13 protein-coding genes and 1 pseudogene are annotated in these 17,291 nt (G+C 61.5%); 9 read left to right on the top strand and 5 right to left on the bottom strand.

Features of this window, described 5'->3' with window-relative positions:
* The first annotated feature begins 222 nt into the window (after positions 1–222).
* From NKH43_RS15040 to NKH43_RS15025, 4 genes are all read left to right on the top strand, one after another.
* The gene (locus NKH43_RS15040; RefSeq protein WP_352845452.1) at positions 223–1,527 is read left to right on the top strand and encodes a M24 family metallopeptidase; all 1,305 of its coding nucleotides are present in this window, start codon (positions 223–225) and stop codon (positions 1,525–1,527) included.
* Positions 1,528–1,547: 20 nt separating this feature from the next.
* A complete protein-coding gene (locus NKH43_RS15035) occupies positions 1,548–2,225 on the top strand; it encodes an isochorismatase family protein (RefSeq protein WP_352858837.1) in 678 nt (225 codons plus the stop codon).
* Positions 2,226–2,241: 16 nt separating this feature from the next.
* Entirely contained in the window at positions 2,242–3,249 is a 1,008-nt protein-coding gene (locus NKH43_RS15030; RefSeq protein WP_352789134.1) for an alpha/beta hydrolase, read from the top strand.
* A 148-nt stretch (positions 3,250–3,397) separates the two neighbouring features.
* Positions 3,398–5,038 (top strand): ABC transporter substrate-binding protein, encoded by a 1,641-nt coding sequence (locus NKH43_RS15025; RefSeq protein WP_352789131.1) that lies wholly within the window; start codon positions 3,398–3,400, stop codon positions 5,036–5,038.
* Between the two features lie 27 nt (positions 5,039–5,065).
* On the opposite strand, the gene NKH43_RS15020 is transcribed toward NKH43_RS15025, so the two are convergent.
* Positions 5,066–6,553, bottom strand: coding sequence for a pyridoxal phosphate-dependent decarboxylase family protein (locus NKH43_RS15020; protein WP_352481350.1), 1,488 nt, complete (start codon positions 6,551–6,553; stop codon positions 5,066–5,068).
* Between the two features lie 25 nt (positions 6,554–6,578).
* Positions 6,579–7,664 carry a PLP-dependent cysteine synthase family protein gene (locus NKH43_RS15015; RefSeq protein WP_352481351.1) on the bottom strand — a complete coding sequence of 362 codons (1,086 nt, stop codon included), beginning with the start codon at positions 7,662–7,664 and terminating at the stop codon, positions 6,579–6,581.
* Positions 7,665–7,886: 222 nt separating this feature from the next.
* Here NKH43_RS15015 and NKH43_RS15010 point away from each other — a divergent pair, with 222 nt between their 5' ends.
* A complete protein-coding gene (locus NKH43_RS15010; RefSeq protein WP_352858834.1) occupies positions 7,887–9,920 on the top strand; it encodes a transcriptional regulator in 2,034 nt (677 codons plus the stop codon).
* A gap of 124 nt (positions 9,921–10,044) precedes the next feature.
* On the opposite strand, the gene NKH43_RS15005 is transcribed toward NKH43_RS15010, so the two are convergent.
* From NKH43_RS15005 to NKH43_RS14995, 3 genes and pseudogenes are all read right to left on the bottom strand, one after another.
* Complete coding sequence (locus NKH43_RS15005) at positions 10,045–10,263, bottom strand: hypothetical protein (protein WP_352592252.1); 219 nt, start codon at positions 10,261–10,263, stop codon at positions 10,045–10,047.
* 135 nt (positions 10,264–10,398) lie between these two features.
* Positions 10,399–11,078: pseudogene (locus NKH43_RS15000) on the bottom strand (L,D-transpeptidase).
* A gap of 11 nt (positions 11,079–11,089) precedes the next feature.
* Positions 11,090–12,406 (bottom strand): ABC transporter substrate-binding protein, encoded by a 1,317-nt coding sequence (locus NKH43_RS14995; RefSeq protein ID WP_352858832.1) that lies wholly within the window; start codon positions 12,404–12,406, stop codon positions 11,090–11,092.
* 562 nt (positions 12,407–12,968) lie between these two features.
* Between NKH43_RS14995 and NKH43_RS14990 the strand changes: the two genes are divergently transcribed.
* The 4 genes from NKH43_RS14990 to NKH43_RS14975 all read left to right on the top strand — a co-directional run bounded on the left by NKH43_RS14990 (position 12,969) and on the right by NKH43_RS14975 (position 17,284).
* Entirely contained in the window at positions 12,969–13,358 is a 390-nt protein-coding gene (locus NKH43_RS14990) for a hypothetical protein (RefSeq protein WP_352858830.1), read from the top strand.
* A 34-nt stretch (positions 13,359–13,392) separates the two neighbouring features.
* Positions 13,393–13,827 (top strand): hypothetical protein, encoded by a 435-nt coding sequence (locus NKH43_RS14985; protein ID WP_352548652.1) that lies wholly within the window; start codon positions 13,393–13,395, stop codon positions 13,825–13,827.
* A 118-nt stretch (positions 13,828–13,945) separates the two neighbouring features.
* Complete coding sequence (locus tag NKH43_RS14980; RefSeq protein WP_352858828.1) at positions 13,946–14,941, top strand: PDZ domain-containing protein; 996 nt, start codon at positions 13,946–13,948, stop codon at positions 14,939–14,941.
* Between the two features lie 39 nt (positions 14,942–14,980).
* Positions 14,981–17,284: a lysozyme inhibitor LprI family protein gene (locus NKH43_RS14975; RefSeq protein ID WP_352858827.1), complete on the top strand. Its 2,304-nt coding sequence runs from the start codon at positions 14,981–14,983 to the stop codon at positions 17,282–17,284.
* The last annotated feature ends 7 nt before the right edge of the window (positions 17,285–17,291 follow it).

Raw genomic sequence — 17,291 nt, 5'->3', positions numbered from 1 at the left:
TCCCATCAGCCATCGCATCAAGAAATGCGCCTGGAACGACGACTATCTCATCAATGCCATCACTCATATGCGATAGCCCTGCCCTTGCGGGGGAGATGGCCGGCAGGCCAGAGGGGGGTGCTGTCCCGCCAGCCTGTCTACGGCATCCAGCACAACATTTGCGGTTTTCCGCACAACGCCCGCACGTCCTTTGCTCCATGGTCTCGCTTCCAGGAGGCACCCATGAGCATCGTCGTTTTCGACCCCGACAGCACCGAGGACGTTGACTTCAAGGACCGCATGCGGCATCCGGCTGCGGCCGATCCGGCCGGCGGCATGTGGTTGTCGGATACCGAGCCGTCCTTCATCAATGCCGACGCGCTGCGCAAGGGGCGACTGGCCAAGCTGCGCGCGTGGATGCGCGAGGCCGGCTATGGCGGCGTCGTGCTGTTCGACCCCTACAACCAGCGCTACGCCACCGGCTCGCGCAACATGTTCGGCTATTTCCTGCGCAACTCGACGCGCTACTTCTTCATCCCGACCGAAGGGCCGATCGTGTTGTTCGAATATCCGCAGAGCTACCATGTCTCGATGGTGCTCGACACGATCGACGAGGCGCGGCCGTCGAAGCTGGTCTGGTCTTCGGTGTCGGGCCGTGACGACGAAACAGCCGGCCCGTTCGCCGATGAGATCGCCGAATTGCTCAAGGCGCATGGCGGCGGCTCGATGAAGCTCGGGCTCGACCGCTGCAGCCATCTGCAGGCACTGGCGTTGGAAAAGCGCGGCTGCGACGTCCGGGATTGCCAGGGCGAGATTTTGGCGGTGCGCGCGGTCAAGACGCCAGAGGAAGTAAAATGCCTGCAGGTGTCGATGGCTGGCGCCGAGGCTGCGGTCTATGCGGTGCGCGAGGCGATCAAGCCCGGCGTATCCGAAAACGAGTTGTTCGCCATCATGTATGGCGAGGTGATCCGCCAGGGCGGCGAATTCATCGAAACCCGTTTGCTGACCTCGGGCCAGCGCACCAACCCATGGTTCAATGAGGCGAGCGGCCGCAAGATCAGGCCGGGCGAACTTCTGGCGCTCGATACCGACACGATCGGCTGCTACGGCTATTATTCGGACTTTTCGCGCACCTTCCGCTGCGGCCCGGGCAAGCCGACCGATTATCAGAGATCGCTCTACCGCATGGCGCACGATCAGGTTCAGCACAACATCGGGGTCGTCAAGCCGGGCATGGCGTTTCGCGAGATTGCCGAAAAGGCCTGGAAGATCCCGGACCGCTTCGTCGACCAGCGCTACACCTCGGTCATGCACGGCGTCGGCATGCATGGCGAGACGCCGTTCATCGCGCATGCCATGGATTACGAGACCTATGGCCGCGACGGTGTCATCGTGCCCGGCATGGTGGTCAGCGTCGAAAGCTATATCGGCGAAAAGGGTGGCCGCGAGGGCGTCAAGCTGGAGGACGAGATCCTGATCACCGAGACCGGCACCGAACTCCTGTCGCGCTTTCCCTATGAGGACGATTTCCTTGACAGGCACGTTTGAGTGCTGACAGGCAGTTTTGCATGAAAAGCCCGATCTCGATCAAGCGCGGCAAGGCGGCGGCGGTGTTCATCGATCTCCAGGAGGAGCATCGGCGGGACAAGCGCTATCTGGTCGAAGGCTATGGCGACATTCTCGCCAACGTCCAGCGGCTGCAGCAGGCGGCTCGGGCCAACAATGTGCCCCTGTACCACTGGGCCTATATCGTCGATCTCGCCACGGCACGGCCGTTCCACCCGGTCGAGGCCAACGGCAAGTCGGCGTTTTCCGACAAGGACGATCCACTGACGGCGATCTGTCCGGAAGTGGGCCCGGCGACAGGCGAGACGATGCTGGTCAAGACCGATGCCAGCGCCTTCCGCGCGGGGCCTGCCGCCGAGCGGCTGAAGGCCGATGGCGTCGAGTGGCTGGTCGTTGCCGGCGTCTGGACCGAGGCCTGCATCGATGCCACCGTAAAGGACGCGGTGGCGCTCGGGTTTCGCGTGCTGCTGGTCAAGGATGCCTGCGGCAGCGGCAGCACGGCGATGCATCAGACGGCCATTCTCAATCTCGCCAACCGGCTCTATGGCGGCGCCGTCACCACCACCGACGGCGCCTGTCGGCTGCTGGCCGGCGAGACGGTCGAAGCCTGGCAGGTCGAGGGCTCGGTGCCATTGCGCTTCAGCTACGAAAACGCCGCCCGCCTCTACGCCAAGCTCTGAGCGGGACCGCGCCGCGATGATCACCGAGGCCGATCGACCAGAAACGACAGAGCGCGGAAAATACCAAACGCTGCTCGATCCGGAGCTGTGGGCTTATATCGACCGGGTCAATGAGTCGTATCCGCCCGAGATCGTCTACATGCCGATCGACAGGCAGCGGGCGGTCTATGACGCCATGTGCCGGGCGTTCCGCGAGCCCTATCCGTCCGGTGTCAAGGCCAGCGACAGCGCGGTTCCTGCCATTGACCATGCGATCCCGGTCCGGCGTTACCAGATGGCGGGCACGGCGCCACAAGCGATGGTCGTCTATTATCACGGCGGCGGCTTCGTCCTTGGCGGGCTCGACAGCCATGACGACATCTGCGCCGAGATTTGCGCCGGCACTGGCTTTCCCGTTCTGTCCGCAGACTACCGGCTGGCGCCCGAGCATCTGCATCCGGCGGCCTTCGAGGATGCGCTGGCCGTATTCGAATGGGCTGCGGCGACGACCGGCATGCCGCTCGTACTCTGCGGTGAGAGTGCCGGCGGCAATCTTGCCGCCGCCGTCGCGCATGCGACGCGCCGCCATCCTCGCCATGCGATCGGCCAGGTGCTGATTTATCCCGAGCTCGGCGGTGACGAGCTAGACGGCCCCGAGCTGGACGGCAAAGCGCGCGCCGGCTCCTATGTCGAGCACGCAGAGGCGCCACTGCTGACATTGCGCGACGTCGAATTCTATCGGCATATCCGGGCAGGGAAGGGGCAGTCGCCGGACGACCCGACATTTTCGCCGCTCGGCGATACGGACTTCTCTGGCCTGCCGCCGACCGTCGTCATCACTGCCGAATGCGACCCGCTGTCGGCTGACGGCAAGGCCTATCGCGATCGCATCCTTGCCGCCGGCGGCCAGGCATGGTGGCGCGAAGAGCCGCGGCTGGTGCACAGCTTCCTGCGCGCCCGCAAAACCGCACCGCGCGCCGGCCAGGCGTTTGAGCGCATAATCGCGGCAATAGCCGCGCTGGGCGGAGGTGATTGGCCTGAGTGACGCGGACCGTCCTCCAATCTCCACTGTCGCGGAACAGCGCACAACAACTGCGGAAACCCGAACACTGCTTCGGTCAGGCCAGCCCTATCATCACGCCACGTAAGGAGCCCGCATCCGCGATGCGCCGGCCCGACAGGGAGGATTTACGATGAAGTTCATGCTGACCGACCGGAAATTGCATCCGCAGGCGGAGCCCGTCGCCGATGGCTTCAAGAAAGGCCAGATGAACCGGCGCGAATATCTCGCCACCATGGCTGCGCTCGGCGTCAGCGCTGCCGGCGCGCTGGCGCTGGGCGGGCTTGCGCCGTCACCGGCCAGGGCCGAGGAACCGAAGCGCGGCGGCATCTTGCGTGTCGCCATGAACGTCAAGGGCTGGAAGGATCCGCGCACTTTCGACGGCGTCGAGATGTCCAACGTCGCCCGCCAGTGCAACGAATATCTGGTGCGCTGGAAGCGCGACTTCACCTTCGAGCCATGGCTGCTCGAGAGCTGGGAAACCAGCGACGACGCCCGCGTGCTGACGCTGCATGTCCGCAAGGGCATCACCTGGTCGAACGGCGACACCTTCAACGCCGACGATGTCATTCACAATCTGACGCGCTGGTGCGATGCGTCCGTCGCCGGCAATTCGGTCGCCGCGCGCATGGGCGCACTGGTCAACGCCGATACCAAGAAGGCCGTCGACGGCGGCATCGAGCGCGTCGACGATTTCATCGTCCGGCTCAATCTGCCCAAGCCCGACATTTCGCTGATCGCCGGCATGGCCGACTATCCGGCGCTGATCATGCACCGCAGCTATGAAGGCGACGGCGATCCGCTGAAGGCATTGGCGATCACTACCGGGCCTTGCGAACTCGTCGCATGGGACGCCGAGGTCGGCGCCGAAGTCCGCCGTAAGGACAAGCCATGGTGGAAGGGCGACTTCTACCTCGACGGCATCAAATGGGTCGACTACGGCTCCGATCCCAACGCCATGCTGTCGGCCTTCGAATCGGGCGAAGTAGATACCGACCACGAAACCGCCTCCGACACGGTTTCGCAGACCGACTCCATGGGCCTGAGCAATTCGGAAATCGCCACCGGTTCGACCATCGTCGCGCGTTTCAACATCGGCAATCCGCCCTATGACGACATCAAGGTGCGCCGCGCCGCCCAGCTCGCGGTCGACAACGCCGCCGTGCTGAAGATCGGCATGGACAATCGCGGCAAGCCTGCCGAGAACCATCACGTCGGGCCGATGCATCCCGAATATGCCGATATCGGCCCGGCCGTCCGCAACACCGATCAAGCCAAGGCCCTGCTCGCCGAGGCCGGCAAGGCCGACCACGAATATGAACTCATCTCAGTCGACGTCGACTGGCAGAAGAGCACCGGCGACGCCATCGCCGCGCAGATGCGCGAGGCCGGGCTGAAGATCAAGCGCACTGTGCTGCCGGCCGCGACGTTCTGGAACGATTGGAGCAAATATCCCTTCTCCTGCACGGAATGGCTCGGCCGGCCGCTCGGCGTCCAGGTGCTGGCGCTCGCTTATAAGTCTGGCGCCGCGTGGAACGAGAGCGCCTATGCCAATCCGGAGTTCGACACTCTGCTCGACAAGGCGCTGGCGATGCCTGATCCCGGCGCCCGCAAGGAGCTCATGGCCAAGATCGAACAGAATCTGCGCGATTCCGGCGTTATCATCCAGCCCTACTGGCGCTCGGTTTACCGCACCTACCGCAAGGGCGTCCATGGCTGCGAGCAGCACCAGTCGCTCGAGCAGCATTTCGAGAAGGTCTGGCTCGATGCCTAGTCTCGCCGCTCGAAAGAAAGGCCGGCGTTAGCCCGTCGCGCCCGTCGCTGAAATCTCCTGCCCGAGCCGCACCGTTTCCCGGATCAGCAGGTCAAGATCGTCGCGACGGGTGCGGTGGTTGTTGATCGCCACCCTGAGGCAATGCTGGCCATGCACTGTCGTGTCGGAAATGGCGGCGATGCCTTCTTCCTGCAGCCTCAGCATGATCTCGGTGTTGAGCGCCTTCTGCCTCTCTCCCGTCTGCCCGTCGCCGCGGTGGCGAAAACAAACGATGTTAATGTTCACCGGTGCCACCAGTTCGAGAGCCGGTTCCGCCTCGATCAGCGCGCTGAGATGATGTCCCTGCGCAATGTTCTGATCGATCAGCCGGCCGAACTTTTCGATGCCGTGCTCTCTCAGCGCCATCCACACCTTCAGCGCGCGGAAACCGCGTGACGTCTGCAAGCCGAAATCGTGCAGCCAGTGGCCGGAGGCGAGTCCGCGCGGGGTCGATTCCAGATATTCCGGCGTCACCGCGAACGTGCCGCGATGCGCGGAGGCATCCCTGATCAGCGCGCAGCCGACCTCGAATGGCGCGTGCAGCCATTTGTGCGGATCGAGCGCGATTGAGTGGGCGCGTTCAATGCCGGCAACGCGATGCGAATTGTCCGGCGCAATCGCAAGCAGGGCGCCGATGCACCCGTCGACATGGAACCACAGATCCTCTTGTGACGCCAGGTCTGCCAGCGCTTGCAGATCGTCGATCGCGCCGGTGTTCACCGTGCCGGCCGTGCCGATCACGCAGGCCGGCTTGAAGCCCGCGTTACGGTCCTCGACAATCGCCGCCCGCAACGCAGCGATGTCGATGCGCAGCCCCGCATCGCTCGGGATGCGACGCAGTGCCCGGTTGCCGAGGCCGAGCGCCTCCATCGCCTTGCGATGGCAGGAGTGAAGCTGGTCGGAGCCATAGAAACGCAGTGGCTTGTCGATGCCGGCAACCCCGTGCTCGCGTATGTCGATGCCCGCCTTGGCGTTGCGCGCCACGGTCAGCCCGATGATGTTGGCCATCGAGCCGCCGCTGACCAGCGTGCCGCTGGCCGATTGCGGAAAGCCCATCATTTCCTTGCACCAGTCGACGACCTGGTTGTCCATCAACGCAGCGGCATGGTTCCCGCCGCCGAGATTGGAGCCCTGGATCGCCGCCAGGAAATCGCCGAGCGCGCCGGTGAAATTGCTAGAGCCCATATACCAGGACCAGAAGCGCGGATGGATGTTGCCCATCGGATAGGGCATCAGCTTCCCTGTGACGTCGCCGTAGATTTCGGCCAGCGGAGCCGGCGAACGCGGCAGCGGCGCCGTGAAGAAAGTCCTCACATCAACCGGCATCTCCTGCCACACCGGACGCTCTCTGACATCGCGCAGGTAAGCGACGGCATCGTCGACGATCCGATGCGACAGGACCTGCACGTCGGCCCAGTTCGAGGGGTCAAGCGTTTCCTCGGTGGCCGTGATGGCCAATCCAGGCCTCGTGTCCATACAGGCCGCTCCCGATGTGCCGCCGTCACGCCGGAAACTGGCAGCCGGGCGTCGACTGCGAAAGCGCAGTCTCCTCGGCGTCCATCTCGGCTTCGATGCCGTCGAACAGCGGTGTCGTCATGTAGCGTTCGCCAGTATCGGGCAGCATGCACAGGATCACCGAGCCGGGCGCCGCCTTTTCCGCGATCTGCCGCGCCACAGCGAAGGTCGCTCCGCCGGAGATGCCGGTGAAAATCCCTTCCTTCTGCGCCAGCGCCTTGGCCCATTTCATGCCCTCGGGCCCGGCAATCGGCACCACCTCGTCATAGAGGCTGGCGTCGATCGCCTCTTGCAGCACGTCCGGAATGAAGTCGGGCGTCCAGCCCTGGATCGGATGCGGCTCGAAGGCCGGATGGCTGGCGGCAGGCGCGCCACCGGCGCCGCGCTGCTGCGGCTTGCCGCTGCCGATCAGCTGCGCGTTGGCCGGTTCGGCGAGCACGATCCGGGTCTCCGGACGCTCCTGCCGCAGCACGCGCCCGACGCCGACGACGGTGCCGCCCGTGCCATAGCCGGTGACGAAGCAGTCGAGCCGCGAGCCGGCGAAATCGTTGATGATCTCGCGCGCCGTCGTCGCCTCGTGAATGGCGGCGTTGGCCTTGGTTTCGAACTGGCGGGCCAAAAACCAGCCATTGGCTTCGGCCAGCTCCACCGCCTTCTTGTACATGCCAAAACCCTTCTGGGCGCGTGGCGTCAGCACCACCTTGGCGCCCAGCATGCGCATCAGCTTGCGGCGTTCGATGGAAAAACTGTCGGCCATCGTCACCACCAGCGGATAGCCCTTTTGGGCGCAGACCATGGCAAGGCCGATTCCGGTGTTGCCGCTGGTCGCCTCGACCACGGTCTGGCCCGGCGTCAAGGCGCCGCTGCGCTCGCCTTCCTCGATGATGTTGAGCGCCAGCCGGTCCTTCACCGAGGCGGCGGGATTGAAGAACTCGGCCTTCACATAGATCGTCGCATGATCCGGTCCGAGATTGTTGATGCGGATCACCGGCGTATCGCCGACCGTGTCGAGAATGCTGTCGAACAGGCGGCCGCGCCCGGCGGTGGTTCTGATTTTCTGTTGATGCAACATGTCGATCTCCTCGCTTCGTCGTTGTCTCTTGTCGTCACGGGCCGGTTACAGACCGGTGGCTTGGGCGGCGAGGTTTCGAGACCTTGCCGCACTACATTTGCCTCCCGGCAATGTGGCCATGGCGGCATCCGGCGCGGAAATTCGCCGCCGGATGCACCGTGTCGCGTTTGGTGATAAAACAAAGGCCGACTGGCCAGCGTGGGAGCAGGCGTGGAAACGCACGTGGAATCCACCCGATCGAGCCTCGACGGCGAGGTGACCGGCCTTTCCGTGCGCCTGCTCGGCCCGCTGACGATCGCACGCAACGGCATCATCATCCAGCTCCCAAAATCGCGCAAGCTGCGTGCGCTGCTCGCCTATCTGGCGCTGGCGCCGCATCCGGTCGGCCGCAGCCGGCTCTGCGAGCTTTTGTGGGACGTGCCGAACGACCCGCGCGGCGAACTCCGCTGGTGCCTCAGCAAGCTTCGAGGCGTTCTCGACGAATCCGATCGGAGCAGGATCGAGGCACAGGGCGACACGGTCGCGCTCGACCTGAACGGTGTATCCGTGGATGCCGTGGAGATTGCCTCCGCCGCGACGAAGGGAATAGAGACGCTCGAGCTCGAACGCCTGCTGGCGCTTTCCCGGCTGTTCCCCGGCGATTTCCTCGACGGGCTGGAGATCGACCGCAGCCCGCATTTCAACAGCTGGTTGACCGCTCAGCGCCGCCGCTTCAGCTCATGCCACGCGGCGGTGCTGCAACAGCTTGTCGAGCGTCTCCCCAGCGATTCCGATGACGTGTCCGCGCACCTCGAAAAATGGCTGGAGCTCGCTCCGTTCGACGGCCGTGTGCATCTGGCCTTGCTGACGAGGCTCGCCCAGCGCGGCCAGTTCGGCGCGGCCGAGGAGCATATTGCGGCCGCCGCACGGCACTTCCAGTCCGAAGATCTGGATTTCGGACCCGTTCGCGACGCATGGCGGGCAATCCGCTGTCAGCACGGCGCGTCATCATGGGTGCAGCCGGCCGTTCCGCTCTCGGTACCTCCTATCATGCTTGCCGATCCCAACGCCGCAACGTCGCGCAAGGCTTCGCTTGCGGTGATGCCGTTTATTGAACAGGCCGGCATCGGCGGCGTTCCTGGTGGCCCTCGCGGAGGGATTGCCGACGGCCTGACCCACGACATCATCACCCGCCTGGCCAAGCTCAGGGATTTCTTCGTCATCGCGCGCGGCTCGGTGTTTGCCTTGGCGGAGAAAAACATCGCGCCCGAAGATGCCGGGCGGCGGCTCAACGTCGACTATGTCGCCACCGGCATGGTGCGCTGCCAGGCGGGCCGCGTCACCGTTGCTGTCGAGCTGGTCGAAGTGCGCACGGCCAGGATAGTCTGGGCCGAGACGTTCGAGCGCAAGCCGGACGACATCTTTGCCGTGCTCGATGATATCGGCAACAGCATCGTCTCGTCGATCTCGGCCGAGATCGAGACGGTCGAGCGCAACCGCGCCATGCTGAAGGCGCCCAATTCGCTGAACGCCTGGGAGGCCTATCACCGCGGCCTGTGGCACATGTACCGCTTCACCCGCGCGGAAAACGAGCAGGCCCGGCATTTCTTCGACCTGGCCTTGAAGCTCGATCCTACCTTCGCCCGCGCTTATGCCGGGCTCTCCTTCACTCATTGGCAAAATGCCTTCCAGCGCTGGGGCGACCGCGATCAGGAGAGCGCCATGGCCTTCGAGGCAGCCGGCCAGAGCCTTCTCGTCGACGATCACAATCCGGCCGCGCATTGGGCCATGGGGCGGGCGCTGTGGCTGCGCGGCGAGCAGGACGGCTCCCTCATCGAGCTGGAACGCGCCGTCGACCTCAGCCCTAATTTCGCGCTTGGCCACTATGCCCTGTCTTTCGTCCACTCGCAGTCCGGCGACCCGAAGGCCGCGATCGGCTCATCCGACCATTCCAGGCATCTGAGCCCCTTCGATCCGCTGCTGTTCGGCATGCTGGGCGCCAGGGCGATGTCGCATGTCCGGCTCGGCCAGTTCGATGAAGCCGCCGAATGGGCGCTGAAAGCAGCCGCGCGTCCCAACGCCCATGCCATCATCCTGGCAATCGCCGCGCATTGCCTTGCGCTGGCGGGACGGCTGGACGAGGCTCAAGGTTTCGCCGCCGCGTTGCGCAAGACGCTGCCGAACTATTGCGCCGATGATTTCATCGGCACCTTCCGCTTCGAGCCGGACGCCGAGGCGCTGTTCCGGCAAGGCGCCAAGCGGATCGGGCTGGGGTGAAGCAGGCGCGGTTAGCCGGGTTCTCTAAACCGCTCATCGCGGCTGGCCGCCCCAAATATCGTCATGTCCGCAGCCAAGGCGGCAATGGTCAGATTCGGTCGCAAAATTCATCGACCGGAGCGGATCAGACGGGCTCAACGGATTTGACATTGCCGTCGGTATCCACGAGGCAGCTTGTCTTCTTGCCGCCGGCATCGAGTTCGACCTGATAGGTCTTGGAATCGAGCTTGCTCGATGAAACCGGAAGTATCTTCGTGCTGTCGACGCCGCTGGCCTTGGCGACCGCATTGGCGCAAAGCAGCTGAAGGTCCGCCGGGGCCGTCTCGACCTTGGTCCTGGACATCTGGTCCTGCGGCGGCGGCGGTGGCGCGCTGACGCAAGCGCCAAGGGCTCCAGCCAGGAATCCGATTGCTGTCGCCCGGATCGAAGTTCTCACTGCATTTTTTGCCGATATTGCTTGTCCCTCTCCGAATGCCGCTCACACACCTTTGTAAAGTGCCGCCCCCTGCATGAGGACGATGACCTTGGCCCCAACCTTGACGCGCGATGCAAGATCGACGATGTCGTCGTTCCTCATCCGGATACATCCCGACGACACGTCGAGCCCGATCGTCCAGGGCTCTCCGGGGTGCCGAGTATCCGGTAGATCGTGTCCTGGTCGCGCTCATAGAGGTAGAGCGCCCTTGCGCCGAGCGGGTTGTCCGGCCCCCCCTTCATGCCTCCGGCATATTTCACCGCCTTTGGATCGCGAGCGACCATTTCGGCCGGAGGTGTCCAGGTCGGCCACTCCGCCATGCGGCCGACGCGCACGATGCCGGCCCAGCCAAACCCCTCCCGGCCCACGCCGATACCATAGCGCATGGCCTGCTGACCCAGCTGCACAAGGTAGAGAAAGTGCTGGTTGCCATCGATGATGATCGTGCCCGGCACTTCCGCGGTGCGGAACTTGACCATCTGCGGACGAAATGCCTCGGGCACTTCATTATGCGCGGCATAGTATTTGCGCGCCTTGGTGCGATCGTAGTCCACCCATTTGTGGGTTTTCGGGTCAAAAACCTGTGTTCCCGCAGCCACCGCCGCCACGGCGACAAGACCGAACGCTACCGCGACAATTGTTGCAAGGGAGCTCCGCTGGAGAGTGGCGCGCCCCACGGTCATCAGATTTCGGGTCATGGATTTGCCCACCCCTGCACCCGGGCGCCTTGTGCGGCAACCCATTGTTTGGCGTATTCGTAAGAATCCTGACGCTCTACCTGGAGCGCATAACTCATCTTGGTGATTTCCTCGGGCTTCAGCTCGACCCGTTCCAGGAACGCCACCACCTTCGGATATTTTTTGCGCAGCGAGGTGGCGTAGGCGATATGGAAATGGGCGGTATCCCATGACACCGGCGCGCTGGACTTCGAGACCCAGAGCGGGTCCTCTGACGGCAGTACGATCTTCCACCTTGCCGGATCGAAGGGCGGCTCGGTAAGCCGGACAATGTCGTGCAGCTCAAAGACGTAGTGCGGCGCGTAGCAGGCAAACACCATTGGATGATCCGTGGCGACCGCGGCATCGACAGCCGCCATTCCGGCATCCTCGGGCGTCTCCAGCAAGGTCATTGTCTTGGCATAACCATAGCTGTTGGCGCGGACGCGCTCGATAGCGGTTGAGGACCAACCCTCAGCGCCTATCCCGAGTTCGCCACGCCCGTCACCGTCGGTATCCAGCGCGGCGGTTTTCTTCGGGTCGCTGAGATCCGAAACGTCGTGAATTCCAAATTTGTCGGCTGCTTCACGCGTCGCGCATATGCCTTGCCAGGCCGGCACTCCAATGGGGCTGATGGCCACCGTGCCGGCCCCGTCCACATACTTCTTCACTAGATTATCCAGATTGGGCAGCCAGATTTCGGGATGAATATCCACCTCACCAGAATTGAGGCCGGCAAAGGCAATAAGCGTCCCCATCTCGCGCACATCGGCATCGAGCCCGAAATTTTCCTTCAGGCTGACCTTGAGGATATTTGCCGTCGCCTGGCCCGACGGCCAGTTCGGCATTGCAATGACGAGATCAGCCGCGTGGACCGGGATGTTTAGCGCCAGCATCGTCAATGCCGCCAGCGATACTTTCCGCAGGCACTGCCGAAATCGGTTGTGCATCTCTTCCCCCTCGCTTCGGTACTGAAATGAACCGGGACGGGAACAATCTGTCGCGGCAAGCACCGGGTTGTGACACCAGCCCCATCTTCCGACGGGCAACTGCTGAAGGTGCGGCAGTGCGTTAGCCAAAGAGAGCGCCTTCACGTGCCTTCCCTGCACGCTACCCGATGACAATCCGACTGGGAAGATGCTCACAACGCGGCCGCGGCGCCCCCACTGCGCCTCTATGCGGCACGCCGCAGCGTTGAAAAAGTCGAATGATTGAGCGGCGTTTCTTTCGGCCTGCGCAACGGCTTGGCTGGATTCGAAAAAAATACCACAATAGATTTGGATTATAGCGATCATATAGAAGCGATGCCGTCGCGCCTTTTTACAAGGCTGGGCGAGAAGTCACAATAACATATGAGAAACTACTTGCAATAACGCGAGATAAAGAGAATGAAGCTAAGAGCGTATTCCGCAAACTTGCTTCCGACCATATTTCAGCATCTACTAAGATAGCCGGCGCTGGTTCCGAATTATTAAGCATTTGCAAAATTCATCGCCGCAATATTGTGGTTTTTCCTTGCCGCAGGCCGAATCGGATGCAACTTTTTAGAAGCACAGCCGCGTCAGCGGATCGTTGAAACATGCTTGGGCGGACGGGGCACTAAGCATGGAGAGGAATATTGACATTCGCTAATGCGGCGGCCCCCGCCGGGAGCGTTCCCTCCCACGTAAGAGATTACCGCAACCGTCGGCTAACTCGTCGAATGCATCGTCCACAGCCGGGCTCTCGTTCGATGGCCGGCGAAGCTTTGCCCTCCTCCGATTGGCGCCAGCCTTCGCGGCAAAAGCGGCGATCGCCGCCTGCGATAGCCTTCCGATGCGGACGATCCGAGCCGCCAGCCAGTCGGAGGAATGAATCATGAAATTCGTAATCTATGCGGCCTTGGCCACTGCTTTGATGGCGATCTCCGGTTGTACCACCGACGACTACGATGGTTGCCGCGGAAGGGGCTGCCTGGTTGATCGGTCCCATAAAGGAAGTCGAAAGATAGACGACCGGCCGCAGTTCGACAGGACCGGCAATCCCAACTTCGATACCAGGGGCCGCTACATCGGCTGCCATGGGCTCGGATGTAAAGTCGACGATCCTGATGACGGGGATCAAAGCATCGACGACAGGCCGCAGTACGACAAGGAAGGCAATCCGAACTTCGATACGCAAGGCAACTACCAAGGCTGCCGCGGCATCGGCTGCAAAGTCGATACACCGGACGATGACAGTTCATCGGACGACGACGATTCCGATTAGTGGACCCTCCAATACGAATGAAGAGGATGCCCTCATGTTTGAATCCAACGGTCTTATCCCGCGATGTGCCAAAATCGTGATGATCGGTCTCATGGGGTTGGGAATGACGCTGACCTTCGCTTTCGCCGCGAATGGTGCCTGCGACGGCGTAAAGGTCGATGTGACGAAGGCGCGCAAGCAGGAATATGCCCCCCTCGTTGCCTCGGCGTTGGACAACAAGGTCAAGCCTGCTCGGGTGAAGTTCATCACGATCATGGAGAACGGCAACTGGAGCGCCGCCTACGTCTCCACGCCGGTGAGCGACGACGGCGTGATGTTCTTCCAGACGGTCGACGGAAAAAAGCAATTTCGCGACGTGTGGGGCGGCTATGCCGACCCGTCGGAAAAACCTGAACTGGTATCCTGGGCGAAGAAGCTCGGAGCGCCGCAAGATCTGGCAAAGTGTTTTGCCGAGGAAGTTACGGAATGACAGTGATGATCGCTGGAAATTGCCGCTGACCGTTGGTGCAGGGGGAGAATGATTGGTGAGCGCTCCGGGCGCCGGGGCTCTGAGATCGACTCCAATCATCAGCTGCAGGATGTGCAAAATGCAAACCGTTCGAAAATCCAGACTGATAATGCAGTTCGCCCGTGCATTGGCAACTTCAGTGAAAATGACGGCTGTTGTGAGTGTAGCTGTCCCGCACACGATCAATGTTGCGTATGCCAGCAAATATGATCTGCCGAAACCCTATGTTTCCCGGGCTCTTAACGCGGTCTTGATACCCATCAACCACGCCTCTCGGCACCGCTACCAGATCCCGCCCAAGCTTCGCGGCGTGTATGTCTTGGCCGTTGCACCCCATGGCGTTGCCGCGCGGCAAGGCATCCGGCCGGGTGACGTGCTTGCCACAGTGCGGCATCAACCGATTTCGACGCCGACCGATGTCGACCGACTCGTATGGGCCGCTCTTGCCGTGAGCGCTACCAGTTTTCTGTTTGGCGTGAACCGCGGAACAGAAGTCGCAGATGTCGTCGAGGTCACTACCAACATCACCGTCAACAACTTCAATACCAACATCTCGGTGAACAATATCTCGCAATGGACGAGCGTCGATAACCATGAGGAGTGGACGCAGATCGTCGATCAATACGACGACGAGATGGAGACAAGCCTCGAAGAAACAAGCTATCGCGAAGACGACTCGCTGCCCGGCGACGCCAGTCCAGACGCCAACGCGACTTCTGCCGATGCTGACGACGATTCCAACGATAGCAGCGCAGACACCGATGGCGATACCTCGGACGAGAGCACCGATGACAGTTCCAATGATCAGGACGATTCAAGCGATCAGAATGACGATGAACAGCAGTCGGACGATAGTGATGACGACAACACCGACGACGATAGCTCGGATGACAATACCGACAACAATAGTTCCGATGACCAGGACAATTCTGGCGATCAGAACGACGATGAAGACTCAGCGGGCGGTGACGATGACCAAAACAGCACTAACACCGACGATGACAGCACGGATGGCGATGCGTCGGATGACAGTAGCGACGACAGTAATGGATCGGACGATGACGATTCTAACTAGCGGTCGTCCGGGCCTGCGGTTCTAAACAGAGCACAGTCGATGAAAACCTCGATCCTGACCTCTGCCATGATCTTGGCCATGCCAGCGTCCGTATTTGCCCAAGACAAGTGCTATGACGCCGCCAAGAACCAGGCCACCACGAACGAATGCGCCGACGCTGCATTCAAGGAATCCGACAAGAAGCTGAACGAGCTTTACAAGCAGATCGAAGCCCGCCTGAACGACGATGCGGATACCAAGACGCTTCTCGTTCAAGCACAGCGGGATTGGGTCAAATTTCGCGACGCCGAGTGCAGTTTCCAGACCGCAGGAGCGGCCGGAGAAAGCGTGATGCCAACGCTCATCGCGGAGTGCATGGACAGCCTGACGCAATCCCGTGTCAAAGATTTCGAGGGTTACCTGAAATGCAGGGAAGGCGATGCGAGCTGCCCCGTTCCGGCAGCGAACACATCACATGCCGTACCTGCCGTGGCCGATGAGAACGGCCAGACCGGCCTTGCCCAGGCTGCCGACCCGATACCTATTCCATTGCAACATGTTAGGGGCCACGGAAGCGCTGACGTCGTTTATCACAAGCTCGGGATTGCGTTGGGCATCAATGGTGCCAAGCCTCGTTTGTTCGAATTCGACACCGGGTCGGATGAGTTCAACGCCGAGATCGATTCGAGTGTCCCTGGCGTAGAGCCGGTGCACGGCAGCAAGCCCGAAATGTACGCCTATGGAGACGGCACCTATGGAGATTGGGTACAGCAGGTCCGGTTCGACAGCCTGTCCTATTACGATCCGGATGATCCCTCGGAGCCTGTCGTAACCTTCGACGGTGGCTATGGCGCCGGTCGGGTGGTGGATTACGTCTTCACCAAGGGTTTCGGCTATCTCAAGGATATGAAATTGACGCAAAAGCCCGTTGGCCACCGCGGCGATACGCCGGTCTATGCGGATCTTAATGCGCGCAAGAGCATGCAGAATGGCGAACCCGGTGGTTCGACGACGTTTTACGGCGTCTTTGGAGCCGGCGATTTTCTCGATGAGGGGGACGAGGCCGCCGCTCCCGCCAGTCAGACACAAAGCGGCTATGTGGTCTCGGCCAATGCAAATCTTGGAAAGAAGACGACACCGGGCTGCGCTCCCTGCCTGACGCTGAATTTGTCCCCCAGTCTGAGATCCCAGTTTACGGCCCTGATGCCCTGGGGCGAACTGGATTATGAATTCCGCCAGAGACGATTCCCGCGATCGGGCGCGAACGCATCCAATCACTACGAAGGGTCTTACCATTATACAATTTCTTTTGATCATAAGGGAAAGAAGCAATCGGTTGATTTCAGTGGACCTGTTTTATTGGATACTGGATCGTCGACCTTTCTCGGTATCACCACAGAAGGCTTTTTTAATAAGCTTCGCTCGAAAGGATTTAAGCTTGATGAATATGATTATACGGCAGTCGATTTTAAGATTTTGGGATTTGAAGATAGTTTCAACAACAAGGAATACAGCGATGTCGTTATGGATCGCCAAAGCGATGAGGAGGGAGGCAATGGAGTTGTTGTCGGGCTACCCTTCTTCCAGTCAAATTCCGCAATGTACGATCTGGAGAACAAGACGACCGCATATTCACCCTATTTTGTCAGCGCTGTTAACTTTACAACAGACGCGGCTGCCGAGGATCAAGTGCAGCTGAATCGCGCGACCGGCGATGCTGGAAGCAAAGGATGGCTCGGACTGGCCGGCATCATCTCCGGCGCCGGCGACTTCACGATCGAGAAGGACGCGGACGTGCGCATGACCGGGGCCAATACCTACACCGGCACAACCTATATCGCAGACGATGGGTATCTTACTCTGGCCGGGCCGGGCAGCATCGAGCATTCCTCGCGCGTCATGGTCGACGGTGTGCTCAACATTGATCAGAAAGGAAACTACCTGAAGCCCTGGGGAGTGGCGCACTCCCTGAACGATACGGCCATTCGCAACCTTAGCGGTAGAGGCGAGGTCTATCTGGGTGCGGGAAGACTGATCTTGACAGAAGCCGACGGGCAATTTGATGGAACGATCGCGAACTATGATGACGCCGGCGACAGCGGCGGCCTCGTCGTCGCCGGTGGCAAGCTGACGCTGAGCGGAAAGAACAAATATTCGGGCATGACCGAAGTGGCGTCTGGGGCGGAGTTGCGCGTGACCGGATTGTTGACCGGTGACGTTTCCGTCTCGGGACTGCTTGTCGTTGATGGGGAGGTCTCCGGCAAAGTCACGGTCAAAGAGGGCGGCAGACTGACCGGCTCAGGAAAGGTCGGCAGCGTCACGGTCGCCGAAGGTGGCAAAGCTGATCCAATGAAAACCAGATAATCAGGCC

Origin of the sequence: Mesorhizobium sp. M1163, assembly GCF_040318415.1 — a bacterium.
In the GTDB taxonomy this organism is placed as follows: domain Bacteria; phylum Pseudomonadota; class Alphaproteobacteria; order Rhizobiales; family Rhizobiaceae; genus Mesorhizobium.
Note: the sequence above shows the minus strand (reverse complement) of the source record. Positions and strands in the feature narration are given on the sequence as shown.